Source organism: Pseudomonas sp. BYT-1 (assembly GCF_023611805.1).
In the GTDB taxonomy this organism is placed as follows: domain Bacteria; phylum Pseudomonadota; class Gammaproteobacteria; order Pseudomonadales; family Pseudomonadaceae; genus Aquipseudomonas; species Aquipseudomonas guariconensis.
Map to the genome: position 1 here is coordinate 1,560,671 of NZ_CP072559.1, position 25,176 is coordinate 1,585,846.

At 62.2% G+C, this 25,176-nt stretch carries 25 protein-coding genes; 17 read left to right on the top strand and 8 right to left on the bottom strand.

The window, feature by feature from the left end; translation table 11 throughout:
- Window positions 1-155 precede the first annotated feature (155 nt).
- The 4 genes from lpdA to J5X93_RS07150 are packed head-to-tail and all read right to left on the bottom strand — an operon-like array spanning window position 156 to window position 5,108.
- Complete coding sequence (gene lpdA / locus J5X93_RS07135) at window positions 156-1,535, bottom strand: dihydrolipoyl dehydrogenase (protein WP_250034603.1); 1,380 nt, start codon at window positions 1,533-1,535, stop codon at window positions 156-158.
- Between the two features lie 2 nt (window positions 1,536-1,537).
- A complete protein-coding gene (locus J5X93_RS07140) occupies window positions 1,538-2,815 on the bottom strand; it encodes a dihydrolipoamide acetyltransferase family protein (protein ID WP_043210953.1) in 1,278 nt (425 codons plus the stop codon).
- Window positions 2,816-3,874 carry an alpha-ketoacid dehydrogenase subunit beta gene (locus tag J5X93_RS07145; protein WP_043210951.1) on the bottom strand — a complete coding sequence of 353 codons (1,059 nt, stop codon included), beginning with the start codon at window positions 3,872-3,874 and terminating at the stop codon, window positions 2,816-2,818.
- A 1-nt stretch (window position 3,875) separates the two neighbouring features.
- Window positions 3,876-5,108: a 3-methyl-2-oxobutanoate dehydrogenase (2-methylpropanoyl-transferring) subunit alpha gene (locus J5X93_RS07150; RefSeq protein ID WP_043210948.1), complete on the bottom strand. Its 1,233-nt coding sequence runs from the start codon at window positions 5,106-5,108 to the stop codon at window positions 3,876-3,878.
- A 197-nt stretch (window positions 5,109-5,305) separates the two neighbouring features.
- On the opposite strand from J5X93_RS07150, the gene bkdR reads away from it, so the two are divergent.
- The 3 genes from bkdR (at window position 5,306) to J5X93_RS07165 (ending at window position 8,793) form a co-directional block, all read left to right on the top strand.
- The gene (gene bkdR, locus J5X93_RS07155; RefSeq protein WP_043210945.1) at window positions 5,306-5,791 is read left to right on the top strand and encodes a Bkd operon transcriptional regulator BkdR; all 486 of its coding nucleotides are present in this window, start codon (window positions 5,306-5,308) and stop codon (window positions 5,789-5,791) included.
- Window positions 5,792-6,076: 285 nt separating this feature from the next.
- Window positions 6,077-7,318, top strand: coding sequence for a glutamine synthetase family protein (locus J5X93_RS07160; protein ID WP_180962691.1), 1,242 nt, complete (start codon window positions 6,077-6,079; stop codon window positions 7,316-7,318).
- 131 nt (window positions 7,319-7,449) lie between these two features.
- Entirely contained in the window at window positions 7,450-8,793 is a 1,344-nt protein-coding gene (locus J5X93_RS07165; protein WP_043210941.1) for an MFS transporter, read from the top strand.
- A gap of 76 nt (window positions 8,794-8,869) precedes the next feature.
- Here J5X93_RS07165 and J5X93_RS07170 read toward each other — a convergent pair whose 3' ends face one another.
- The 4 genes from J5X93_RS07170 to flgA all read right to left on the bottom strand — a co-directional run bounded on the left by J5X93_RS07170 (window position 8,870) and on the right by flgA (window position 11,454).
- Entirely contained in the window at window positions 8,870-9,613 is a 744-nt protein-coding gene (locus tag J5X93_RS07170) for a flagellar brake protein (RefSeq protein WP_102081339.1), read from the bottom strand.
- A gap of 80 nt (window positions 9,614-9,693) precedes the next feature.
- Window positions 9,694-10,161, bottom strand: coding sequence for a flagella synthesis protein FlgN (locus tag J5X93_RS07175; protein WP_043210937.1), 468 nt, complete (start codon window positions 10,159-10,161; stop codon window positions 9,694-9,696).
- Window positions 10,162-10,207: 46 nt separating this feature from the next.
- The gene (gene flgM / locus J5X93_RS07180; RefSeq protein ID WP_043210935.1) at window positions 10,208-10,516 is read right to left on the bottom strand and encodes a flagellar biosynthesis anti-sigma factor FlgM; all 309 of its coding nucleotides are present in this window, start codon (window positions 10,514-10,516) and stop codon (window positions 10,208-10,210) included.
- Between the two features lie 185 nt (window positions 10,517-10,701).
- Window positions 10,702-11,454, bottom strand: coding sequence for a flagellar basal body P-ring formation chaperone FlgA (flgA, locus tag J5X93_RS07185; protein ID WP_043210934.1), 753 nt, complete (start codon window positions 11,452-11,454; stop codon window positions 10,702-10,704).
- A gap of 63 nt (window positions 11,455-11,517) precedes the next feature.
- Here flgA and J5X93_RS07190 point away from each other — a divergent pair, with 63 nt between their 5' ends.
- The 14 genes from J5X93_RS07190 (at window position 11,518) to J5X93_RS07255 (ending at window position 25,176) form a co-directional block, all read left to right on the top strand.
- The gene (locus J5X93_RS07190) at window positions 11,518-12,447 is read left to right on the top strand and encodes a chemotaxis protein CheV (protein WP_043210931.1); all 930 of its coding nucleotides are present in this window, start codon (window positions 11,518-11,520) and stop codon (window positions 12,445-12,447) included.
- Window positions 12,448-12,499: 52 nt separating this feature from the next.
- Complete coding sequence (gene cheR / locus J5X93_RS07195) at window positions 12,500-13,327, top strand: protein-glutamate O-methyltransferase CheR (protein WP_043210928.1); 828 nt, start codon at window positions 12,500-12,502, stop codon at window positions 13,325-13,327.
- A 212-nt stretch (window positions 13,328-13,539) separates the two neighbouring features.
- Complete coding sequence (flgB, locus tag J5X93_RS07200; RefSeq protein ID WP_043210926.1) at window positions 13,540-13,947, top strand: flagellar basal body rod protein FlgB; 408 nt, start codon at window positions 13,540-13,542, stop codon at window positions 13,945-13,947.
- Window positions 13,948-13,949: 2 nt separating this feature from the next.
- A complete protein-coding gene (gene flgC, locus J5X93_RS07205; protein ID WP_043210925.1) occupies window positions 13,950-14,393 on the top strand; it encodes a flagellar basal body rod protein FlgC in 444 nt (147 codons plus the stop codon).
- Window positions 14,394-14,408: 15 nt separating this feature from the next.
- A complete protein-coding gene (gene flgD / locus J5X93_RS07210; RefSeq protein WP_043210921.1) occupies window positions 14,409-15,113 on the top strand; it encodes a flagellar hook assembly protein FlgD in 705 nt (234 codons plus the stop codon).
- Window positions 15,114-15,144: 31 nt separating this feature from the next.
- On the top strand, window positions 15,145-16,500 hold the full coding sequence (gene flgE / locus J5X93_RS07215; protein ID WP_043210920.1) for a flagellar hook protein FlgE: 1,356 nt from the start codon (window positions 15,145-15,147) through the stop codon (window positions 16,498-16,500).
- A 73-nt stretch (window positions 16,501-16,573) separates the two neighbouring features.
- Entirely contained in the window at window positions 16,574-16,759 is a 186-nt protein-coding gene (locus J5X93_RS07220) for a hypothetical protein (RefSeq protein WP_182941514.1), read from the top strand.
- A gap of 180 nt (window positions 16,760-16,939) precedes the next feature.
- Window positions 16,940-17,680: a flagellar basal-body rod protein FlgF gene (gene flgF / locus J5X93_RS07225; RefSeq protein WP_043210915.1), complete on the top strand. Its 741-nt coding sequence runs from the start codon at window positions 16,940-16,942 to the stop codon at window positions 17,678-17,680.
- Window positions 17,681-17,728: 48 nt separating this feature from the next.
- The gene (gene flgG / locus J5X93_RS07230) at window positions 17,729-18,514 is read left to right on the top strand and encodes a flagellar basal-body rod protein FlgG (RefSeq protein WP_043210912.1); all 786 of its coding nucleotides are present in this window, start codon (window positions 17,729-17,731) and stop codon (window positions 18,512-18,514) included.
- Window positions 18,515-18,546: 32 nt separating this feature from the next.
- A complete protein-coding gene (gene flgH / locus J5X93_RS07235; RefSeq protein WP_070092462.1) occupies window positions 18,547-19,242 on the top strand; it encodes a flagellar basal body L-ring protein FlgH in 696 nt (231 codons plus the stop codon).
- A gap of 11 nt (window positions 19,243-19,253) precedes the next feature.
- On the top strand, window positions 19,254-20,363 hold the full coding sequence (locus J5X93_RS07240; RefSeq protein ID WP_043210987.1) for a flagellar basal body P-ring protein FlgI: 1,110 nt from the start codon (window positions 19,254-19,256) through the stop codon (window positions 20,361-20,363).
- A 12-nt stretch (window positions 20,364-20,375) separates the two neighbouring features.
- On the top strand, window positions 20,376-21,536 hold the full coding sequence (gene flgJ / locus J5X93_RS07245; RefSeq protein ID WP_043210910.1) for a flagellar assembly peptidoglycan hydrolase FlgJ: 1,161 nt from the start codon (window positions 20,376-20,378) through the stop codon (window positions 21,534-21,536).
- A 12-nt stretch (window positions 21,537-21,548) separates the two neighbouring features.
- On the top strand, window positions 21,549-23,594 hold the full coding sequence (flgK, locus tag J5X93_RS07250) for a flagellar hook-associated protein FlgK (RefSeq protein WP_182941512.1): 2,046 nt from the start codon (window positions 21,549-21,551) through the stop codon (window positions 23,592-23,594).
- Window positions 23,595-23,607: 13 nt separating this feature from the next.
- The gene (locus J5X93_RS07255; RefSeq protein ID WP_182941510.1) at window positions 23,608-25,176 is read left to right on the top strand and encodes a flagellar hook-associated protein 3; all 1,569 of its coding nucleotides are present in this window, start codon (window positions 23,608-23,610) and stop codon (window positions 25,174-25,176) included.

The window sequence follows — 25,176 nt, forward strand, 5'->3', positions numbered from 1 at the left end:
AGCGGGTCTACCCGCGAATGCGTCGTTGAGTGCGCTGCCGCAGCCGCGGGTAAACCCGCTTCTACAGACATCGGCGAAATCCGGGGAATGAGGACAAAAAAATGCCCGCCGCGCCTGGGGCGCAGCGGGCCAAATCGGCTGTCGCCGCTTCAGTGTCAGATATGCAGTGCGTGGCCCAGGGCCCGCAATGCCGCTTCCTGGACTGTCTCGCCCAGGGTCGGGTGGGCGTGGATGGTGCCGGCGATGTCTTCCAGGCGGGCACCCATTTCCAGGGATTGGGCAAAGGCGGTGGACAGTTCCGAGACCGCCACCCCTACGGCCTGCCAACCGAGGATCAGGTGGTTGTCACGGCGGGCGACCACCCGCACGAAGCCACTTTTCGATTCCAGGGTCATGGCCCGGCCGTTGGCGGCGAAGGGGAACTGCGCGACGATGCAATCCAGGCCTTGCTGGCTGGCTTGCTCGGGCGTCTTGCCGACCACCACCACTTCCGGGTCGGTGAAGCACACCGCCGCGATGGCGCTAGGCTCGAAGCGCCGTGACTTGCCCGCGATAATTTCCGCGACTATCTCGCCCTGGGCCATGGCCCGGTGGGCCAGCATCGGTTCGCCCGCCACATCGCCGATGGCCCAGACGTTGCGCATGCTGGTCTGGCAGCGCTCGTCGATGGCCACGGCCGCGCCGTTCATCTTCAGGTCCAGGCACTCGAGGTTGAAGCCCTGGGTGCGTGGTCGACGGCCCACAGCGACCAGCACCTGATCGGCCTCCAGGCGCAGTTGGCCGCCCTGGCCGTCGTTGGCGAGCAGGCAACCGTTCTCATAGCCTTCGACGCTGTGGCCCAGGTACAGGGCGATGCCCAGTTTCTTCACCGAGTCGGCCACCGGCTGGGTCAGTTCGCCGTCATAGGTCGGCAGGATGCGCTCGCGCGCTTCCACCACGCTGACTTGGACGCCCAGTTTGCGGTACGCAATGCCGAGCTCCAGGCCAATGTAGCCACCGCCGACCACCACCAGATGACGGGGCAGGGCTTTCGGGGCCAGGGCCTCGGTGGAGGAAATCACCGCGCCGCCCAGCGGCAGCATGGGCAATTCCACGCTGGTGGAGCCGGTTGCCAGCAGCAAGTGCTCGCATTGGATTTTCTGGCCGTCGACCTCGACGCTCTTGCCGTCTAGGATCTTCGCCCAGCCATGGATCACCTTGACCCCGTTCTTCTTGAGCAAGGCGGCAACGCCGGAGGTCAGGCGATCGACGATGCCGTCCTTCCAGGCGATGCTGCGGGTGATGTCCAGGCGCGGCGAAGATACGCTGATGCCCAGCGCCGATTGCTCATCGTGGTGACAGGCCTGGTGGAACTGCTCGGCCACATGGATCAGTGCTTTGGACGGAATGCAGCCGATGTTCAGGCAAGTGCCGCCAAGGGCCTGGCCTTCGACCAGTACCGTAGGGATGCCCAGTTGGCCGGCGCGAATGGCGGCGATGTAACCGCCAGGGCCGCCACCGATGATCAGCAGGGTCGTGTTGAGGATCGGTTGCATGCTTACTCCACGAACAGGCAGGCAGGTTGTTCCAGCAGGCCGCGCACGGCCTGAATGAACAAGGCGGCATCCATGCCATCGACCACCCGGTGGTCGAAGGAGCTGGACAGGTTCATCATCTTGCGCACGACGATCTGGCCATCGACCACGACCGGCCGTTCGACCATGCGGTTGACGCCCACGATGGCCACTTCCGGTGTGTTGACCACCGGCGTGCTGGCAATGCCGCCCAGTGCGCCGAGGCTGGTCAGGGTGATGGTCGAGCCGGAGAGTTCCTCGCGGCTGGCCTTGTTGCTGCGCGCGGCATTGGCCAGGCGAGCGATCTCGCTGGCGTTGCTCCACAGGCTGCCGGCTTCGGCATGGCGCAACACCGGCACCATCAGGCCGTTGTCGCCTTGGGTGGCGATACCCACGTGCACCGCGCCGTGGCGGGTGATGACCTGGGCTTCGTCGTCATAGGTGGCGTTGATCTGCGGGAAGTCGCGCAGGGCCACGACCATGGCGCGCACGATGAACGGCAGCAAGGTCAATTTGCCGCGGTCTTGGCCGTGCTTGGCGTTCAGTTGCTGGCGCAGGGCCTCGAGGGCCGTGACGTCAATTTCTTCGACATAGCTGAAGTGCGCGACGCGACGCTTGGCATCCTGCATGCGCTGGGCGATCTTGCGGCGCAGGCCGATCACTGGAATCTGCTCGCTGTCGGTGCGCTTGCCATAGCCACTTGGCGCCTGGCCGGCCGTGCTGTGCGGCTTGCTGATGAAGGCGTCGAGGTCTTCGTGCAGGATGCGCCCGGCCGGGCCGCTGCCGTGCACGTAGCGCAGCTCGATACCGGCATCCAGCGCGCGCTTGCGCACCGCTGGGGAGGCCAGGGGTTTTTCGCCCGCCTGGCGTGGCACGATCGGCGCGGCGACGCTGGCGCTGGACACGGGGCTGGCGGTCGGCTGCGGTTCGAGGCGCGGTGCGGCAGCAACCGGGGCGGGTGCGGCTGGCGCGACGGTTTCGACCGGCTTGGCGTGGGGTTCGTCCACGTGGTTGCCGCTGCCTTCGACTTCGATACGGATCAGCTCGCTGCCGACCGCCATCACCTCACCGGGCTGGCCGCCCAGGGCCAATACCTTGCCGCTGACCGGCGAGGGGATCTCCACGGTGGCTTTGTCGGTCATGACATCGGCTACCACCTGGTCTTCGGCGATCACATCGCCGACCTTGACGAACCACTCCACCAACTCGACTTGTGCGATGCCTTCGCCGATGTCCGGCATCTTGATGACGTGCGTGCCCATTCAGACCTCCATGACCCGTTTCAATGCCGCACCTACCCGCGAAGGTCCTGGGAAGTAAGCCCATTCCTGTGCATGGGGATAGGGGGTGTCCCAACCGGTGACGCGCTCGATCGGCGCTTCGAGGTGATGGAAGCAGTGCTCCTGCACCAGCGACACCAGTTCGGCGCCGAAGCCGCAGGTGCGGGTCGCCTCATGGACCACCACGCAGCGGCCGGTCTTCTTCACCGATTCGACGATGGTTTCCAGGTCCAATGGCCACAGGCTGCGCAGGTCGATGACTTCGGCATCGACGCCGGTCTCTTCGGCGGCCACTTGGGACACATACACCGTGGTGCCATAGGTCAGTACGGTGACATCGTTACCTGGGCGGACGATGGCGGCTTTGTCCAGCGGTACCTGGTAGTAACCATCGGGCACTGCACTTTGCGGATGCTTGGACCACGGCGTTACCGGGCGGTCGTGGTGGCCGTCGAACGGGCCGTTGTACAGGCGCTTGGGCTCGAGGAAGATCACTGGGTCGTCGCACTCGATCGAGGCGATCAGCAGGCCTTTGGCGTCATAGGGGTTCGAGGGCATCACGGTGCGCAGGCCGCACACCTGGGTGAACATCGCCTCGGGGCTCTGGCTGTGGGTCTGGCCGCCATAGATGCCACCGCCGCACGGCATACGCAGGGTCAGTGGAGAGATGAACTGGCCGGCCGAGCGATAGCGCAGGCGGGCCATTTCCGAGACGATCTGGTCGGAGGCGGGGTAGAAGTAGTCGGCGAACTGGATCTCCACCACCGGACGCAGACCATAGGCGCCCATGCCCACGGCAGTGCCGACGATGCCGCTTTCGGAGATCGGTGCGTCGAACACGCGGGACTTGCCGTATTTGTTCTGCAGGCCTTCGGTGCAACGGAACACGCCGCCGAAGTAACCGACGTCCTGGCCGTAGATCACCACGTTGTCGTCGCGCTCGAGCATGATGTCCATGGCCGAGCGCAGGGCCTGGATCATGGTCATGGTGGTGGTGGACATGGCGGATTCCAGATGGATGCTGTTGTTGTGATCGTTCATCTCAGACCCCCAGTTCCTGGCGCTGGCGGCGCAGGTGGTCGGGCATTTCCTTGTACACGTCCTCGAACATCGAGGCGGCGCTAGGAATGTGGCCATTGCCCAGGGTGCCGTACTGCTCGGCTTCTTTCTGCGCCTTGATGATCTCGGCCTCGAGCTCGGCGGTGACGGCCTGGTGTTCTTCTTCGGACCAGTGGCCGATAGCGATCAGGTGCTGCTTGAGGCGAGCGATCGGATCGCCCAGCGGGAAGTGGCTCCAGTCATCGGCCGGGCGGTACTTGGATGGATCGTCCGAGGTGGAGTGTGGGCCTGCGCGGTAGGTGACCCATTCGATCAAGGTCGGGCCCATGCCGCGGCGGGCACGTTCGGCGGCCCAGCGCGAGGCGGCGTAGACCGCGATGAAGTCGTTGCCGTCGACCCGCAGGGAGGCGATGCCGCAGCCCACGCCACGGCCTGCGAAGGTGGTGGACTCACCGCCGGCGATGGCCTGGAAGGTCGAGATCGCCCACTGGTTGTTGACCACGTTGAGGATTACCGGGGCGCGGTAGACGTGGGCGAAGGTCAGGGCGGTATGGAAGTCGGACTCGGCCGTGGCGCCGTCGCCGATCCAGGCCGAGGCGATCTTGGTATCGCCCTTGATGGCCGAGGCCATGGCCCAGCCGACGGCCTGGACGAACTGAGTGGCCAGGTTGCCGCTGATAGTGAAGAAGCCTGCCTCGCGCACCGAGTACATGATCGGCAGTTGGCGCCCCTTGAGCGGATCGCGCTCGTTGGACAGCAACTGGCAGATCATCTCGACCAGGGACACGTCCCGGGCCATCAGGATGCTCTGCTGGCGGTAGGTCGGGAAGCACATGTCGGTGTATTGCAAGGCCAGCGCCTGGGCGCTGCCGATGGCTTCCTCGCCCAGGCTCTGCATGTAGAAGGACATCTTCTTCTGGCGCTGGGCAACGACCATGCGGTTGTCGAAGATCCGCGTCTTGAGCATGGCGCGCATGCCCTGGCGCAGGACCTGCGGGTCGATGTCCTCGGCCCATGGACCGACGGCATTGCCTTGTTCGTCCAGCACACGGATGAGGCTGTAGGACAGATCCGCAGTGTCGGCGGGTTCTACATCGATCGGGGGTTTACGGACTAGGCCGGCGTCGTTCAGACGCAGGTAGGAGAAATCGGTCTGGCAGCCTGGCCGGCCGGTAGGCTCGGGCACATGCAGACGCAGGGGGGCGTACTCGTTCATGCTTTTTACGCTCGCTCGAATGTTGTTTTTGTGAGCTTTGAAGCGGTCGCCGCTGAGTACCGGCTTGTGACTGGTAGGTCAGCGCTAACTACATCATAGGGGGACCGCTGAAGAATTTTTCTCTCAAGTTGATTGCCTTTGCCTGACGGCGCAGATAAACATTCCGCATAAACACAAAAAACCGGTGAATTTGTCTCATGCGCAAACTCGATCGCACCGATATCGGCATTCTCAACAGCCTTCAGGAAAATGCCCGCATCACCAACGCAGAGCTGGCCCGCTCGGTGAACCTGTCGCCTACGCCCTGTTTCAACCGGGTCAAGGCAATGGAAGAGCTGGGCGTCATCCGTCAGCAGGTGACCTTGCTCGCACCCGAGGTGCTGGGGCTGGACGTCAACGTGTTCATCCACGTCAGCCTGGAGAAACAGGTGGAGCAGGCGTTGCACCGCTTCGAGGAGGAAATCGCCGAGCGGCCTGAGGTGATGGAGTGCTATTTGATGACCGGCGATCCGGACTACCTGCTGCGCGTACTGTTGCCCAGCATCCAGGCGCTGGAGCGCTTTCTCGACTACCTGACTCGCTTGCCCGGAGTGGCTAACATCCGTTCGAGTTTTGCCCTCAAGCAGGTGCGCTACAAGACCGCGCTGCCTTTGCCGGCCAATGGCATGACCTTGCGCGAATAGCGTCGTATCGGGCTGATGGGAGCCCGAGGTTGCGCCAATCCGGTGGCGAATACAGCGGCGCGACCGCGGGTGTTAATAAATTTCCACACTGCCGCCCATCCTCGCTTGATATTTTCAACAGCGGACGCCTATGTTGTGCCTAACGCCATTTCCGGCCTGCAAAACAACAAGAAGGACAGCGTCATGACGACCGAAGCCCCGCGTTCCCTCAGCGAACGTCTGACCGGCATCGACGAGATCGAATGCGTCACCCCCGACCTCAATGGTGTACCCCGCGGCAAGGTGATGACTGCCGAGGGCTTTCTGGAAGGGCGCCGCTTGCAGATGGCTCGGGGTGTATTGCTGCAATGCATCATGGGCGGTTACCCGCCAGCCCGTTTCTATGGCAGCGATGATGGCGACCTGGCCCTGGTGGCCGAACCTGCCCAGATCCATCGCCTGCCCTGGAGCGACGAGCCGCGGGCGCTGGCCATCTGCGATGCAGTCGAGCTCGACGGTGTGGCGTCCGGACTTTCCACCCGGGGCCAGCTCAAGGCCGTGATCGCGCGCTATGCCGCGCTTGGCCTTGCGCCGGTGGTGGCCACGGAGCTGGAGTTCTTCGTCTTTGCACCGAATACCGATCCGCACCAGCCGTTCTTGCCGCCGGTGGGCAAGGATGGCCGTCGCGAGTTGGGGCACTCGGCGTTCAGCGTCAGTTCCAACAATGGCCTGCGGCCATTTTTCAGCGAGGTGTATCAGTGCATGGCCGCCCTAGGCTTGCCCCGTGACACCTTCATGCACGAGATGGGCGTCAGCCAGTTCGAGATCAATTTGCTTCACGGCGATCCGTTGCTGCTGGCCGACCAGACTTTCCTGTTCAAGCACCTGCTCAAGGAAGTCGCACTCAAGCATGGCCTGACCGTGGTGTGCATGGCCAAGCCCTTGGCCAGAACACCGGGCAGCTCGATGCATATCCACCAGAGCCTGGTGCGCATCGACAGTGGCCGCAACGTCTTCAGCGATGAGGCCGGGCAGCCGACCGATACCTTCCATCACTTCATCGGCGGTCTGCAGGCCTGCATGGCTGACTTCACCGCGTTGTTCGCGCCCAACGTCAACTCCTACCAACGCCTGTGCCACCCGTACGCCTCGCCCAACAATGCCTGTTGGTCCCATGACAACCGAGCCGCCGGCTTGCGCATCCCGGCCAGTTCGCCTGTGGCTCGACGGGTCGAGAACCGGCTACCTGGGGCCGACGCCAACCCGTACCTGGCCATCGCTGCGAGCTTGGCCGCTGGTCTGCACGGCATCGAGCAGCGCCTGGAACCTACGGCCGCGATCCAGGGCGAGTTCGAAGTGCCGGAGCACCTGAACCTGCCTTGCACCCTGCATGGCGCATTGGAACGCCTCAAGCGCAGCGCATTGGCGCGTCAGATGTTCGGGAACGAATTCATCGATGGGTATGTCGCAACCAAGACCTTGGAGCTGACGGATTTCCTCGACGAAATCACCCCTTGGGAGCGGCGGGTGCTAGCCGCACAGGCCTGATCGCGACACAACCGACACTGGACACGCCCCCCGGCTGGCTATTTAGCCGATGGGGGCCTGCGCTGCGGCGAATTTGCTTTTATGCTTGCCTGCAAGCTAACGCCACCTGACCAGGGAGCCCGACGGGACGTATGCGAAACATCTGGAAGCCGTTTCAGTCGCTGTATTTCGCTGCCTTGATGATGCTGATCGGCTCGGGCCTGCTCAGTACCTACCTGGCCTTGCGCCTGGCCGCCGACCATGTGGACAGCCTTTGGGTCGGTGCCCTGATGGCCGCCAACTATTTTGGCCTGGCCGTGGGCGGCAAGGTCGGCCACCGGCTGATCGGCCGGGTCGGGCACATCCGCGCCTACGCCACGTGCGCGGGCATCGTCTGCGCGGCGGTGCTCGGCCATGGCATGACCAATTGGCTCCCGGTGTGGGTAGGGCTGCGGATGATCGTGGGCCTGGGGATGATGTGCCAGTACATGGTCATCGAAAGCTGGCTCAACGAGCAGGCCGATGTGAAGCACCGCGGGGCGGTGTTCAGTGGATACATGATCGCCTCCTACCTGGGTTTGGTACTCGGCCAATTGATCCTGGTGGTGCATCCGGAGCTCGGCCCTGAACTGCTGATGCTGGTCGCCATGTGCTTTGCCCTGTGCCTGGTGCCGGTGGCGATGACCCGGCGCATCCACCCGGCACCGTTGCGCCCGGCGCCGATGGAGCCGAAGTTCTTCCTCAAACGGGTACCGCAGTCGTTGTCGACGGTGCTGGGTTCGGGCCTGATCGTAGGTTCTTTCTATGGTCTGGCGCCGCTGTATGCGGCCAAGCAGGGGCTTACCACCGAGCAGATCGGTCTGTTCATGGGGAGCTGCATCTTCGCGGGCTTGGTGGTGCAGTGGCCGCTGGGTTGGCTGTCGGACCGCTATGATCGTGCGGTGCTGATCCGTAGCGTCTCGATCGGTCTGGCGCTGGCTGCATTGCCGCTGGCGGTGCTGCCCAGCGTGCCGCTGGAGTTGCTGTTCGCCGTCGGTTTCGTGATTTCGCTGTTGCAATTTTGCCTCTATCCGCTGGCGGTCGCGTTTTCCAACGACCATGTCGAAAGCGAGCGCCGTGTCTCGCTGACGGCCATGTTGCTGGTGACCTACGGCGTGGGGGCCTGTATCGGTCCGCTGGCGGCGGGTGTGCTGATGAAGGTCCTGGGGCCGCAAATGCTCTATGCCTTCTTCCTGTTCTTCGCCTTGGTGCTGGTGTGGCGGATCCGGCCGAAGGCCGTCACCGGCCTGCATCAGGTGCAGGACGCGCCGCTGGGCCACGTGGCCATGCCAGCGGCGGGCTCACCCTTGTCGGCAGCGCTGGACCCTCGGGTCGATGAGCAGACCGTGCAGGACGTGATGCAAGCGCCGGTGGCGGCCGAAGACACCGAAGCCGAGGAGCAAAAGCCCCGGGAAGAGGCGGGTGCACCCCAGGCCGAGGTCGACAAGTCGGTTTGAGCCGGTCTTCAGGCAAGCTGCAAAGCAATGAAAAACGCCACCCGATGGGTGGCGTTTTTCATGGGACATTCGACACTCAATAGTCGTCTTTGTCGAAGCGTCGTGCCTCGCGCTGCAACTGGTAGACGAAACTCTCGATCTTGCGCTGCATCTGGCCATTGAGGTTGTGAAAGCGCACGCCAGCGAAGGTGGTATTCAGGCGCTCTTCGAAGTGCAGGTGACGCAGTTCTACCATCGCCTGCGACATGCCCAGCGGATTGCTGGCGGCGAAGCGCTCATACACCTCACCCAGTTGCAGGCGCTCTTCGATGTTGCCTTCAAAGCGCAGCTTGCAGCCTGTGGCGGAGATGTCCAGCAACTTGCCACGCAGGGCGCCCTTGCCCTTGAGTCGTTCACCGTCGAGCACGATATCGACCAGCTGCGACAGCTTGAGCGCGGCGCGGAAGGCGTTGCGGCGCTGGTGGTAGGTCATCTCGGTCGGCAGGGGGGCACGGTAGCAGCGATGGCCATCGATCTCGGTGATGGTGGTCGCGGTGTTGCATTCCCAGGCGATGCGCACGCCATCATGGAAACCTTCGATGCGGAAGGGTTCGCCATTCTCGATGTACTTTTCACCGTCGCGAGGGATCATTTCGTCCAGCGCCAGGGTATTGGCGTCACGGTCCACATGCACGACGTAACTTTGGAACCGCTGGCTGCGCTCAGGGAAGGTGATGATCAGCGGATCGTGGCTATCCAGCAATTGACGCAGGTTGGCTGCGATTTCCAAGGGTGTGGTGAGCACCTTGGGCGGCTGGGGAGCATCGGATGCATTGAACACGGGTAATCAATCTCCAGGCAAAAACGACACACGCAAGTAACGGCATTTTGCCAGTATGTTCCGTGCCTTGATAGAAATAATCACACTTGGCTGATGGCGCGGGCCTTAGCCATGGGCGAGGTGGCGCCGCGGCTGTCATAGAGCGACGGGGAATCGCCACCCATGAGGATTCTGATCTGATTGGCCGTGGCGTGTTGCTGCAGCTGGATGATCCGGCCGTTGGTCTCGTTGACCTTTTGGCAGGCATCCATCAATTGGGTGAGTACGTCGAGTTGTTGCAGCATGACCTCGCCCAGGGAGGATTGCGCGGCCAGGGCCTGCACACCGGCCCGGTCGGCGGATAAGCCCAGGCCGACCAGCAGTTGGTTGCGCCGCATGCCTTGCTGCTCGAGCAGGACGATCAGGGACTGCTTGCGTGCCAGGATGTTCTCCAGCACCTGCATGTCCCGGCCATGCAGGGCGACGGCTTCTTTCTGAAGCAGTTCGAGCAGTTCCTGCGTTGGCGCGATGTCGTCTTCGATCAGTTGCAGCAAAGTGGTGTCGTGCATGGCTGGCTCTTGGCTTTTGCGTCCTTGAAGTCAGCGCCCCGGAGGGTTAGCGCTGGGCTTCGAAATCAAGCAGTTTGCTGGCGACCCGGCCGGCATCGACCTGATAGCTGCCGTCGGCGATCGCCTGTTTCAACTGGGCCACGCGGGCGCTGTTGACTTCTGGCTGGTCGCGCAGCTTGTCGCTGATCTTCTGCAACTGCTGGGCCTCTTGGCTGAGGTGTACCGCTTCTCCGCTGGCAGTCTGTGGCGCTTCGCTGGTTTCGCCGGCTTTCGGGGCGCTACCGGTCGCGGTATTGCTGCGAACCCCGCCCGTGACGGCCGGAGAATTATTCAAACGACTGAAGTCGATGACCATGATCAGAAACCTCTGGGAATTTGGACGCTTGCCCTGTTTTCGGCCAACCCGAAAAAAACTTTAGGCACGAATGTATCGCCACCTGTCGGCAAGCGCGCATGACCCGTTTTCTGACACAGTTTAGGAAAACCCGTTCCCCGTCGCTAGTTTTTATCCTGTCCCGCCTCGCGGGCGCCGCAAATGCCTTACATGGCCACTTCTACCTGTCCAGGCCCAATCACCCGTGCCTTGACCACGCGCTTGGAGTTCAGGTTGCGCACGCGAATCTGCTCAGACAGCCCGCCTTTGCTCAAGGCCTCGCCAGGCATGCGCACGCTAAGGCTGCCACTGCGGGCCGTGATCACCACATGATCGCCCTTGCGTACCACCTCGGCCTGCTCCAGATGCTGGGGCGTCAGGACCTGGTCGAGCACCGTCGGGCGCAGCAGCTTCATGCCCACGGCCTGTTCCAGGCTTGTGAGAAAGCCTTGATTGAGCGTGCCCACGTCGCGCTCACGCAGGCTGACATCGCCTTCGCCAATCACGCTCTCGCGCCTGAGCGGGCGGGTCATCACCACCACCTCGCGAAACAGCTTCACCTGGGCCGGGACGAACACGGTCCAGGGGGCGCTGCCGTTGCAGCGTACCCGCACCGTGACCCTGCCCAGCGGCTGTGCTGGACTTTCAAGCGAAGCGTCCAGTTGCTGACTGCACAGCGGCATGCGTAGGCGCGGGTCGAGCGGGTTGACCTGGATCTCGTAGCGACCAGTGGTCTGGGTGGTGGCCAGATAATCCTCCACGGTGAATTCAAGAAACCCCTGGGTGACGCCGATAAGTTGTTCAGGCAAGGTAACCGCATCGGCCAGCGCGCGTGTGCCGGGTGCCAGCAGGCATAGCGCCATTATCAAGCCGGTCATCAGGCGCGTCAGGCGTCGGTAAAATGTCGTTTTCGTGTACATGGCGCTCAAAAAAGCAAAGCCCGTGCCGAGTCGGTAAATGGGCCAAAACTAGAGGAGTCTGGCATGGCTGGAGTCATGGATTCGGTCAACCAGCGCACGCAACTGGTGGGGCAGAATCGTCTGGAGCTGTTGCTGTTCCGCCTCAATGGCGAGCAGCTCTATGGCATTAACGTGTTCAAGGTCCGGGAGGTGTTGCAGTGCCCGGAGCTGACGTTGTTGCCCAAGTCCCACCCGGTGGTGCGTGGGGTGGCCAACATTCGCGGCGCGACCATCCCCATCCTCGACCTGTCGATGGCGACCGGCTTGCCGGGGCTGCAGGAAGAGACGCGCAACAGTTTCGTGATCATCACCGAGTACAACACCAAGACCCAAGGTTTCCTGGTGCATTCGGTCGAGCGCATCGTCAACATGAACTGGGAGGAGATCCATCCGCCACCCAAGGGGACCGGACGTGACCACTACCTGACCGCTGTCACTCGTGTGGACGGGCGGATGGTGGAGGTCATCGACGTAGAGAAAGTTCTTGCCGAAGTGTCGCCATCGTCCGAGGACGTGTCCGTGGGGGTGGTCGATGCCGAGGTGCAAGACAAGGCGATGATGCTGCGCGTGCTGACCGTCGATGATTCGTCGGTGGCGCGCAAGCAGGTCAGCCGTTGCCTGCAGTCGGTAGGGGTGGAGGTGGTAGCCCTCAACGATGGTCGCCAGGCCTTGGACTACCTGAACAAGTTGGTGGAAGAGGGCAAGCGTCCGGAAGAAGAATTCCTGATGATGATCTCCGACATCGAAATGCCGGAGATGGATGGCTACACCCTGACGGCGGAGATTCGCAGCGATCCGCGCATGCAAAAGCTGCACATCCTCCTGCATACTTCGCTGTCCGGGGTCTTCAACCAGGCCATGGTCAAGAAGGTCGGCGCCGACGACTTCCTGGCCAAATTCAAGCCGGACGACCTCGCCCAGCGGGTGGTCGATCGGATCAAGGCGACGCATTGAAACGGCCGGGGGGGCAACCCCTGGCACCAGGGATTTGAAAGAGGCGGCAGCATTGTCTACGGGTAATTTGGATTTTGAACAGTTCCGGGTCTTCCTGGAGAAAGCCTGTGGCATCTTGCTGGGCGAGAATAAGCAATACCTGGTCTCCAGCCGTCTCAACAAGCTAATGGAGCAGCAGGGCATCAAGTCGCTCGGTGAGCTGGTGCAGCGAATTCAGAGCCAGCCGCGCAGCGGGTTGCGTGAGCAGGTGGTCGATGCGATGACGACCAATGAAACCCTGTGGTTCCGTGACACCTATCCGTTCGAGGTGCTCAAGAACAAGGTGATTCCGGAGTTCATCAAGAACAACCCGGGCCAGCGCCTGCGGATCTGGTCGGCGGCATGCTCCTCGGGGCAAGAGCCGTATTCGATCTCCATGGCCATCGACGAGTTCGAGCGCAGCAACCTGGGGCAACTGAAGATGGGGGCGCAGATCGTTGCCACCGACTTGTCCGGGTCGATGCTGACCAACTGCAAGACCGGTGAATACGACAGCCTGGCCATTGGTCGCGGCTTGTCCCAGGAGCGCCTGCAGCGCTACTTCGACACCAAGGGGCCGGGTCGTTGGGCGGTCAAAGCGCCGATCCGCAGCCGGGTCGAGTTCCGTTCCTTCAACCTGCTCGACAGCTATGCGGCGCTGGGCAAGTTCGACATCGTGTTCTGCCGCAACGTGCTGATCTACTTCTCGGCCCAGGTCAAGAAGGACATCCTCATGCGCATCCACAGCACGCTCAAGCCGGGCGGGTATCTGTTCCTGGGGGCGTCCGAGGCGCTCAACGGGTTGCCGGATCACTACCAGATGGTCCAGTGCAGCCCGGGGATCATCTACCAGGCAAAATAAACCCAGACAGGGGCCGCATCGCGGCCCCTTTTTTTGCCGGTGCCCATTGCCGCTTTGCTGACGCCAAGCGGTAATCCATTGCCGCTTTTCTGGCATTGCCGCCGGCAAGCAGGGCCTCAGTGCCCGGTTTTACTGGGGCTTTATCGCTTGGCACAAACCTTGCTCTAGCTTGCTCACGATTCTTCCGGTCAACCTTCGAAGGTTTCCCAGACATGAGCATCAGCTTCGACAAGGCGCTCGGCATCCATGAGCAGGCATTGAGCTTCCGCGCCCAGCGCGCCGAGGTTCTGGCCAACAACATCGCCAACGCCGACACGCCTAACTACAAGGCGCGTGACATGGATTTCTCGGCGGTGCTCGCCGCTGAAGCCGACAAGCAGCAGAAAGGGCGCATTGCCCTGGATCGCACCAATAACCGCCACATCGAGGCCGAAGGCCTGGCCATGGGCGACGATACCCTCAAGTACCGCACGCCGATGCAGCCGTCGATCGACCAGAACACCGTAGACGCCCAGATCGAGCAGTCCAACTACGCAGAGAACGCCATCGGCTTCCAGGCCAGCTTCACCCTGCTCAACAGCAAATTCAAAGGGCTGGTTTCGGCCCTGCGCGGAGAGTGATCATGTCCCTTGCCAGTGTCTTCAATATTGCCGGTAGCGGCATGAGCGCGCAGAACACCCGCCTCAATACCGTCGCTTCCAACATCGCCAACGCCGAGACTGTTTCCTCGAGCATCGACCAGACCTATCGCGCGCGTCATCCGGTGTTCGCCACTACCTTCCAGCAAGCCCAGAACGGCGCTGGCCAGTCGCTGTTCCAGGATCAGGGCGAAGCGGGGCAGGGTGTGCAGGTGATGGGCATCGTCGAGGATCAGAGCAACCTTGAGGCGCGCTACGAGCCCAATCATCCGGCGGCGAACAAGGACGGCTACGTCTACTACCCCAATGTCAATGTGGTGGAGGAGATGGCTGACATGATCTCCGCCAGCCGTGCGTTCCAGACCAACGCCGAGCTGATGAACACCGCCAAGACCATGATGCAGAAGGTGCTGACCCTCGGTCAGTGATAAGGAGTCAGGATCATGGCAGTCAACAGCACCGGCGGTGTGAACCTCAACGACGTCCTCGCGGCGTCGGGCGTCAGCACTGGCACCACCAAGAAGCCCGCACCCGAGAACACTGACAAGAACGCCCTGGGCAAGGATGCGTTCCTGCAGTTGCTGGTCACCCAGATGCAGCACCAGAACCCGCTCGATCCTCAGGATAACAGCGAGTTCGTCGCCCAGCTGGCGCAGTTCAGCAGTCTGGAAGGCATCACCACGCTCAACAGCACGGTCAATTCCATTGCCGGTGCCATGGGTTCGTCCCAGGCCCTGCAGGCTTCGTCGTTGGTGGGTCGTTCGGTGATCGTGCAGAACGATAAAGCGGTGGTCGACACCACCCAGAGTTTCAATGGCCAGTTCATCGTCCCGCAAGGTATCAGCGAGGCGAAGATCACCATCAAGGATAAAGACGGCAACACCATCAAGACCATCGAGTTGGGCCAGCAGAAAGCCGGTTACGCCGACTTCATCTGGGATGGCACCAATGACAAGGGTGAAAAGGTCGACCCGGGCACCTATAGCTTCTCGGCCACCACCATGGTCGATGGCAAGTCGACGCAGATGTACACCCTGCTGCCAGCCAAGGTCACCAGCGTCAGCATCAACCCCAATGGCGAGATGATGCTCAACCTTGCAGGGCTCGGGAAAGTTTCTCTGTCCAGCGTGCAAACCATTGGTATCTAAGGCCGGCTAGAGCGGCACAAGGAGCGAATTCATGTCTTTCAACATCGGTCTTAGTGGTCTGTACGCTGCCAACAAGCAGCTGGATGTCACCGGTAACAACATCGCCAACGTCAATACCGTTGGTTTCAAGTCGTCGCGCGCCGAGTTCGCGGACGTCTACGCAGGTGCCAACCGCCTGGGTGTCGGCAAGAACCAAGTGGGCAACGGTGTGCGTCTGGCGGCCGTCTCCCAGCAATTCAGCCAGGGTGACATCAACAACACCGGCAACGTACTGGACATGGGTATCCAGGGGCAGGGCTTCTTCGTGCTGTCGGACAACGGCTCGATGGTCTATACCCGTGCCGGTGCCTTCCAGACCAACAAAGACAACTATGTGGTCACCTCGGACGGCCTGCGCCTGCAAGGCTATGCCGCCGACTCGACCGGCAAGATCCAGAAGGGCGTGCTGACCGATCTGAAGATCGACACCTCCGCTCTGGCCCCCAAGGCCACGTCCCTGATCGACCAGGGCATCAACCTGAATTCCTCGGCCACCGACATTCCGCTGATGGTCGACGACGGTACCGGTACCATGGTGCCGAACAAGCCGTTCGATCCCTCTGACGAAACCACCTACACCAAGTCGTTCCCGACCAAGGTGTACGACAGTCAGGGCAACGAGCACACCATGGAGCAGTTCTATCGCAAGACCGGCACCAACCAGTGGACCATGTACACCCTGGTCGATGGACGCAATCCGTTCGACCCGGCCAGCACCACGCCGCTGAGCGGCACCATCAGCTTCAACAGCGACGGTTCGGTCAATGCGATGACGGCCAACAACACCGGCCTGCCGCCTGGTTCGTCGTTCACCGTGAACAACAACACCTTCACCATGACTGGCTGGATTCCGGCGTCCAAGGATGCTTCGGGTAACTGGGCTGCCAATGGCGCGGCGGGCAATGCCGGTGGCATGCGTCTGTCGATGAACAGCACCACTTCGTACAACACCGAGACCGCGCGTATGTCGCAGTCCCAGGACGGTTACGCCACCGGTATTCTGTCGAGCCTGAGCATCGATTCCACCGGTGTGATGTTCGCCAGCTTCAGCAACCAGCAGTCCCGTGCGATCGGTCAGGTGGCCGTTGCCAGCTTCGCCAACGAGCAGGGCCTGCAGCAGATCGGTGGCACCCGCTGGACCGAAACCTTCTCCTCCGGCATTCCAGGCATCGACGCACCCAAGACCGGTACCTTGGGTAGCGTGGAGTCCAACTCGCTGGAAGCCTCCAACGTCAACCTGACCCAGGAGTTGGTCGAGCTGATCAAGGCGCAGAGCAACTACCAGGCCAACGCCAAGACCATCTCCACCGAAAGCACCATCATGCAGACCATCATCCAGATGACCTGATGGTCGCTGGTCGGTCGAGTGTGCGCGAACCCCTTTCCTGGTAAAGGGGTTCGTCGTTTTCGAGGAAAGGCTCATGAAGAAATGGATCGTGACGCTCGCCGCAGCGCTGTGCCTGCTCCAGGCTCACGCGGCTGCTGCGCCGTGGTGGCGCTGGGAGAGTCAGGCCGACGGCCGCCTGGTGTGCTCGCAGTGGTCGCCGGGGGAGGGGTGGAAGCGCTTCGCCGGCCCGTACAACAACGCCGGTTGCCGCGAGCTGTAGCTGATTGCCGTCAGCGGCAAGATGGCGCCGGATATCCGGCGTTGCCCATTACAAATGGCTTCCCTCAAAGCCCGTATTCACGGGCTTTTTCATGCTTTTCAAAAGTTGGTTCGGAACTTGCTTTAGTGCCTGCACAGCAACGTCGGCGGCAATCGCTCGTCAGTGCAGTGGAGAATGACTGTGGACAAAATGCTTTACGTGGCCATGACCGGTGCCAGCCAGAACGCGCTGGCCCAGCGGGCCCACGCCAACAACCTGGCGAACGTTTCCACCAACGGTTTTCAGCGCGACCTGGAGCAGGCGCGTTCGATGCCGGTGTTCGGTGACAGCTTTCCGGCGCGCGCCTTCGCCATGAGCGAACGCCCGGCCACGGATTTCACTGCTGGCGCAATGGTCGAGACCGGTCGCGAACTGGACGTGGCAGTCACCGGCGATGGCTTCATTGCCGTGCAGGCGCCGGACGGCAGCGAAGCCTATGTGCGCACCGGAAGCCTGAACATCGATGCCCTGGGCGTGCTGCGTGCCGGCAATGGCATGCCGGTGATGGGCAACGGTGGCCCGATCGCGATTCCGCCTGAGCAGAAGGTGGAGATCGGTGAAGACGGCACCATCAGCATTCGCGCCATGGGCGAGGACCCGCGGGTCATGGCCGAGGTCGACCGCATCAAGCTGGTCAATCCGGACACCAAGAACCTGACCAAGGGCCTGGACGGCATGATCCACACCAAGAACGGCCAGCCCGCCGATGCCGACGTCAACGTGCGGGTGGCGTCGGGCTTTTTGGAGTCGAGCAACGTCAATGCCGTCGAGGAAATGACCTCGGTGCTGGCGCTGTCCCGTCAATTCGAACTGCACGTCAAGATGATGAACGCGGCCAAGGAAGGCGATGAAGCCATGGCGCGTGTTTTGCAAATCGGCTAATCACTTTTGAACGGGTGCCGTAAAACAGGCGCACGAGGAGAACACTAAATGCTTCCGGCTCTTTGGGTCGCTAAGACCGGCCTGTCCGCCCAGGACACCAACCTGACCGTCATCTCCAACAACCTGGCGAACGTTTCGACCACCGGCTTCAAGCGTGATCGCGCCGAGTTCCAGGACCTTTTGTACCAGATCAAGCGTCAGCCGGGTGCTCAGTCGACCCAGGACAGCGAGCTGCCTTCGGGCCTGCAGGTCGGTACCGGTGTGCGCATTGTCGGTACTCAGAAGAACTTCCAGACCGGCAGCCTGCAGACCACCGAGAACCCGCTGGACATGGCCGTCAATGGTCGCGGTTTCTTCCAGGTCCTGCAGCCTGACGGCACTGTTTCGTACACCCGTGACGGCACCTTCCACCTGAACTCCGACGGCCAGATCGTCACCGCCAACGGTTTTGCCCTTGAGCCTGCGATCGTCGTGCCGCCGGATGCCCAGACCTTCACCGTTGGCCAGGACGGCACCGTGTCGATCACCACTGCCGGCAACCCGGCCGCGCAGATCATCGGCAACATCCAGACCGCCGACTTCATCAACCCGGCAGGTCTGCAGGCCATCGGCAACAACCTGTTCCTCGAGACTGCAGCCAGCGGCGCACCACAGGTCGGCACCCCAGGCCTGAACGGCTTCGGTACCACCCTGCAACAGACCTTGGAAAACTCCAACGTCAGCACCGTGGAAGAGCTGGTGAACATGATCACCACCCAGCGCGCCTACGAGATGAACTCCAAGGTCATCTCCACCGCCGACCAGATGCTGTCGTTCGTCACCCAGCAGCTGTAAGACCCAAGCCCGTTACACGTGAGGTAAGCGTCATGAATCGTCTGTTGTCCGTCTTCGCCCTGGGGGGCGCGGTGTTGTTGGCCGGTTGCGTCGCACCGACGCCCAAGCCGAACGACCCGTACTATGCGCCGGTTCTGCCGCGTACCCCGTTGCCGGCGTCGGCGGCCAACGGCTCGATTTATCAGGCCGGTTTCGAGCAGAACCTGTACACCGACCGCAAGGCGTTCCGGGTGGGTGACATCATCACCATCACCCTCAACGAGCGCACCTCGGCGAGCAAGAACGCAGGGTCTCAGATCCAGAAAAACAGCAACGCCAACATCGGCCTGACCTCGCTGTTCGGCACCACGCCGAACACCGACAACCCGTTCGGTGGCGGCGACCTGTCTCTGGAGGCCGGCTACAAAGGCGAACGGGCGACCAAGGGTGACAGCAAGGCCACCCAGGGCAACACCCTGACCGGTTCGATCACCGTGACCGTGGCCGAAGTGCTGCCCAATGGCATCGTCGCCGTGCGCGGCGAGAAGTGGCTGACCCTGAACACCGGTGAGGAACTGGTGCGCATCGCCGGCCTGATCCGTGCCGATGACATCGCCACTGACAACACCGTGCCGTCCACGCGTGTGGCCGATGCGCGCATCACCTATTCGGGCACAGGTTCGTTCGCCGACGCCAGCCAGCCCGGTTGGCTGGACCGCTTCTTCATGAGCCCGCTTTGGCCCTTCTGAGTCCAATGACCATGTTCAACCTAAGGCAGCTGATTGCCGCGACCCTGCTCCTGTCCTGCGCGTTCGGTGCTCACGCCGAGCGCCTGAAGGACATCGCCAGTATTTCTGGCGTGCGTACCAACCAGTTGATCGGCTATGGCCTGGTGGTGGGATTGAACGGTACGGGTGACCAGACCACCCAGACGCCGTTCACCCTGCAGACCTTCAACAACATGCTGTCGCAGTTCGGCATCAAGGTTCCGCCAGGGTCGGGCAACGTGCAGCTCAAGAACGTTGCAGCCGTGTCGGTGCACGCCGACCTGCCTGCGTTCGCCAAGCCTGGCCAGGTGGTGGACATCACCGTCTCCTCGATCGGCAACTCCAAGAGCCTGCGCGGCGGCAGTCTATTGATGACGCCGCTCAAGGGTATCGACGGCAATGTCTACGCCGTTGCCCAGGGCAACCTGGTGGTCGGGGGCTTCGATGCCGAAGGCCGCGACGGCTCCAAGATCACCGTCAACGTTCCGTCGGCTGGCCGAATTCCTGGCGGTGCCACCGTCGAGCGCGCCGTGCCGAGCGGTTTCAACCAAGGCAACAGCCTGACGCTGAACCTCAATCGTCCGGACTTCACCACTGCAAAGCACATTGTCGACAAGATAAACGACATGCTCGGCCCAGGCGTGGCCCAGGCCATCGATGGTGGCTCGGTGCGCGTCACCGCACCCATGGACCCGAGCCAACGCGTGGACTACCTGTCGATCCTGGAGAACCTGGAGATCGACCCGGGCCAGGCCGTGGCCAAGGTCATCATCAACTCGCGTACCGGCACCATCGTCATCGGCCAGAACGTCAAGGTCTCGCCGGCGGCGGTCACCCACGGCAGCCTGACCGTGACCATCACTGAAGACCCGATCGTCAGCCAGCCTGGACCGTTCTCCAATGGCCAGACCGCTGTAGTGCCGCGCTCGAAGGTCAACGCCCAGCAGGAAGCCAAGCCAATGTTCAAGTTCGGCCCGGGCACCACCCTGGACGAGATCGTGCGTGCGGTGAACCAGGTGGGCGCGGCGCCCAGCGACCTGATGGCGATCCTCGAAGCCCTGAAGCAGGCCGGCGCCTTGCAAGCCGACCTGATCGTGATCTGAGGACGCCAGCCCATGAATTCCAAGAGCCTGGTTTCCGGACACGCCGACAGCGGTGCCTACACCGACCTCAACCGCCTGAGCTCGCTCAAGCACGGTGACCGCGACAGCGATGCCAACGTGCGCAAGGTGGCCCAGGAGTTCGAGTCGTTGTTCATCAGCGAGATGCTCAAGGCCTCGCGCAAAGCCAGTGACGTGCTGGCCGACGACAACCCGATGAACAGCGAGACGGTCAAGCAGTACCGCGACATGTACGACCAGCAGTTGGCCGTGAGCATGTCCCGCGAGGGTGGCGGTATCGGTCTGCAGGATGTGCTGGTGCGTCAGCTGTCCAAGAACAAGCCTGCGCCGGTCAACACCAGCCCGTTCCCACGTATCGAAGGGCATGCCCCGGCGCTGTGGGGCAGCAAGGTGGCCGAGCCCATGCATTTCAGTGAGACGGCCGGCACCCGCAATGATGTGGCCGCGCTCAACTCGCGGCGCCTGGCGCTGCCAGGCAAGCTGACCGACCGTTTGCTGGCCGGCATCGTGCCGTCGGCGACCACTACCAATACCGCTGCTGTGCCGGCCCGTGAAGGTCAGCAGGTGGCCAGTGCTGCCCGTGCCTTCGCCGCGCCGGATGGCACGCGCATTCTTGGCCGCGCTGTGGCCCAGCCACCACTTGCGCCGAAGAAGGCCTTCACCGACAGCGACCAATTCGTCGCCACCATGCTGCCGATGGCCGAACAGGCCGCCAAGCGCATCGGTATCGACCCCCGTTACCTGGTGGCTCAGGCCGCCCTGGAGACCGGATGGGGCAAGTCGGTCATGCGCAATGCCGACGGCAGCAGCAGCCATAACCTGTTCGGCATCAAGGCCACCGGCAGCTGGCAGGGTGGTCAGGCGAGGGCGATCACCAGCGAGTTTCGTGGCGGGCAGTTCGTCAAGGAGACTGCGGCGTTCCGTTCCTATGATTCCTATCAGGACAGCTTCCATGACCTGGTCAGCCTGCTGCAGAACAATGCGCGCTATCAAGATGCGGTGAAGTCGGCCGATAACCCGGAACAGTTCGTGCGAGAGCTGCAGAAGGCCGGGTATGCCACTGACCCCAACTACGCCAGCAAGATCTCGCAGATCGCAAGACAGATGAAGTCGTACGAGAGCTACGCGATGCTCGGTACCACAACGAAACTTTAAGGGTTTGGAACCATGGCGAGTTTGATCAATATTGGCATGTCGGGCCTGGGCGCCGCGCAGTCGGGGATGTACACCCTGGGTAACAACATCGCCAACGCCGATGTCGACAGTTATTCTCGCCAGCAAATCGTGCAGAAGACCAAGGGCTCGCAGCAGTATGGCCAGGTCTTCATTGGCAGTGGTACCACCCTGGCCGATGTGCGTCGGGTGTACAACGCCTTCCTGGAAAACCAGCTGCGCACCACCACGTCGCTGTCCAGCGACGCCACTTCCTACCTGAACCAGATCACCCCGCTGGACACCGCCCTGTCGAGCGCCGATACCGGCATCACCGCTGCGCTCAAGAGCTTCTTCGGCGCCATGCAGGACGCCTCGGCCAAGCCCAACGAGGACGCCTCACGCCAGTTGTTGCTGACCAGCGCCCAGACCTTGGCCAAGCGCTTCAACACCCTGTCGGCGCAGTTGAACCAGCAGAACACCAACATCAACACCAACATGGCCTCGATCGCCGACCAGGTGAACAAGCTCACCTCGACGATCGCCGAGTACAACGACCAGATCTCACGGATCTCGGCGGTACAGGGCCAGCCCAACGACCTGCTCGATCAGCGCGATGGCGCCGTGCGCGAGCTGACCGCGTTGATCGGTGCCGAGGTGGTGGAGCGCGAAGGCAACTACGACATCTACCTGAAGAATGGTCAGGCACTGGTGCTGGGCAAGACCACCCAGACCTTGGGCGTCGAGCCGAGCCAGACCGATCCGACCCGCATGAACCTGGTGCTCAATCGCGGCACCACCAAGATGGACATCACCAACAGCACCACCGGCGGCGAGCTCGGTGGCCTGCTGCGTTACCGCAAGGAGACCCTCGACCCTGCGCTCAACGAGCTGGGCCGTGTGGCGCTGGTGGTGGCCGATGCCATCAACAGCCAACTGGCCCAGGGTATCGACAAGAACGGCGAGTTCGGTGCGATTCTGTTCGGCGACATCAACAGCGCCAAGGCCATGAGCGAGCGCAGCGTGCCCAAGCTGGGCAACAGCGCAGGCTCCGGCAACCTGGATGTGAACATCAAGGACACCGGCAAGCTCACCACCAGCGACTACCAGGTGACCTTCACCAGTGCCACGGCCTATACCGTGCGCAAGCTGCCCGAAGGCACCGAGATGGGCTCGTTCGATCTTTCCGATGACCCGGCTCCGGTGATCGATGGTTTCACCCTGTCGCTCAAGGGCGGTGCGTTGAGCGCCGGTGACAGCTTCAAGATCACCCCGACCCGCAATGCCGCCGCCGGTATGGAGTCGGTGCTCACCGACCCCAATCGCCTGGCCATGGCCGCCCCGCTGACCAGCACCAACGGTGCCGGCAACAAGGGCACCGGTGCGGTCACCCCGCCGACCCTGACCTCGGAGCTGGACATCTACGATGCAGCCCAGCGCGCCGACCTGCAGACAGGCCTGAAGTATTCCACCCCGGTCAAGCTGGTGTTCGGTGACGACAGCACCTCGCCCCAGGCCTACACGATGTACGACGCCAAGGGCAACGCCATCGGCAGCGGCACCATCATTCCGGGCCAGGAAAACAAGCTGCAGCTCTCGGTGCCGATGGTCGATGGCAGCGGCAACCCGATCATGGACGGCGCCACCCAGAAGACCTTCACTTTCGAGATGAGCGTCTCCGGTGCGCCGAAAAGCGGTGACAACTTCACCGTGTCGCTGACCGGCGCGGGCTCTGCCGACAACCGCAATGCCCAGTCGGTGCTCGGACTGCAGACCAAGGGCACCGTGGGCGTTGGCGCCGACGGCAAGGGCATCAGCTTCACCGACGCTTACGCCAAGCTGGTATCCAACGTCGGCGGCAAGACCGCCCAGGCCACCATGGACGGCAATGCCACCAACGCCCTGCAGCAGTCCGCGCTGGACGGCCGCAATTCGGTGTCGGGCGTGTCGGTCGACGAAGAGGTCGGCAACCTGGTCAAGTTCCAGCAGTACTACACCGCGTCGTCGCAGATCATCAAGGCGGCCCAGGAAACCTTCGCCACCTTGATCAACAGTCTTTAAGGAGCCGTAGACCGTGCGCATCTCCACTTCGCAGTTCTACAACACCAGCAGCGCCAACTACCAGCGCACCTTCTCCAACGTCAACAAGACGAGCCAGGAGGCCAGCGACTTCCTGCGCATCCGCACCGCCGCCGACGATCCGGTGGGCGCCGCGCGCCTGCTGCAGCTCGAGCAGCAGCAGAACATGCTGGAGCAGTACAGCGACAACATCGTCAACGTGCGCAATGCGTTGGGGACTGCTGAGAGCACGCTCAATGCCATTGGGACCATTTTGCAGCGGGTCAATGAGTTGGCGGTGAGTTCCGGTAACGGTGGTTTCACAGATGCTGACCGCAAAGCAAACGCCGATGAACTGGCGTCGCTTGAGGAGCAACTGTTCTCGCTGATGAACAGCAAGGATGAGAACGGCAAATACCTGTTCTCCGGCTCCAAGGGCGACACCCCGCCCTATGTGCGCAATTCTGACGGCACCTACACCTACCAGGGTGACCAGGGCAAATTGAATCTGCAAGTGGGCGACATGCTCAGCCTGGCGGCCAACGAGACCGGTTACGACGCGTTCGAGCAGGCGCTGAACACCAGCCGTAGCGAGACCCGCCTGACAAATCCGGCAATCGATGATGGCCGTATCAGCCTGTCCAATGGTCAGGTCTCCGGCAGCGCGACCTACAACGATCGCTTCCGCAGTGGCGAGCCGTACAGCATCGAGTTCACCAGCAGCACTCAGTTCAAGATTCTCGATGCCAATGGCACGGATGTGACCCTGGAAGCCAGCCAGGGCGGGACCTTCAACCCTAATGGCGATAACAGCAGCATCAGCTTCCGTGGTGTCGACCTGCGCCTGAAAGTCACCTTCCAGCCAGGTGATGAGGCGGATCCGGACGCTGCCCTGGCTGGTCATACTTTCAGCCTGAGCTCCAAAGCCGACTCCATTGCCGGTACCCGTAGCCCGGGTAATACCTCTACTGCACAGATCACCGGCGCCAGCGTCAGCAATGACACTGCCTACAAAGCGGCGTTCCCGGGTGGTGGTGCAGTGCTCAAATTCACCAGCGCCACGGACTTCGAACTTTATGCGGCGCCTGTTACCGCCGATAGCCGACCAATCTCGAACGGCACGCTGAGCGGCACCACCGCGACAGCTGCCGGGGTGGACTTCGAACTCTCAGGCGCACCGAATGCCGGCGACTCCTTCGCGGTGAAAGTCGATACCCATCAGACCCAGAACGTGCTCGACACCATCGGGCAACTGCGCAAGGCGCTGACCACGCCGCAGGACGGCGATCCTGTGGCGCGGCAGAATTTCCTGGCGTCGTTGGACTCGGCGGTGGGCAATATCGGCAGCGCGATCAATCAGGTGTCCTCGTCGATTTCCGCTATCGGTGGTCGTGGCCAGGCCCTGGATGTGCAAGCCGAGACCAACGAGTCCTTGAGTACCGAGAACAAGAAGACCCAAAGTTCAATCCGTGAAAGTGATCCAGCTGAAGTGATGCTTCGACTGGAGATGCAGAAGAACATGCTGCAGGCGTCGATGCAGTCTTACGCCAAGATCGCTGGGTTGTCGTTGGTTAACTACATCTGA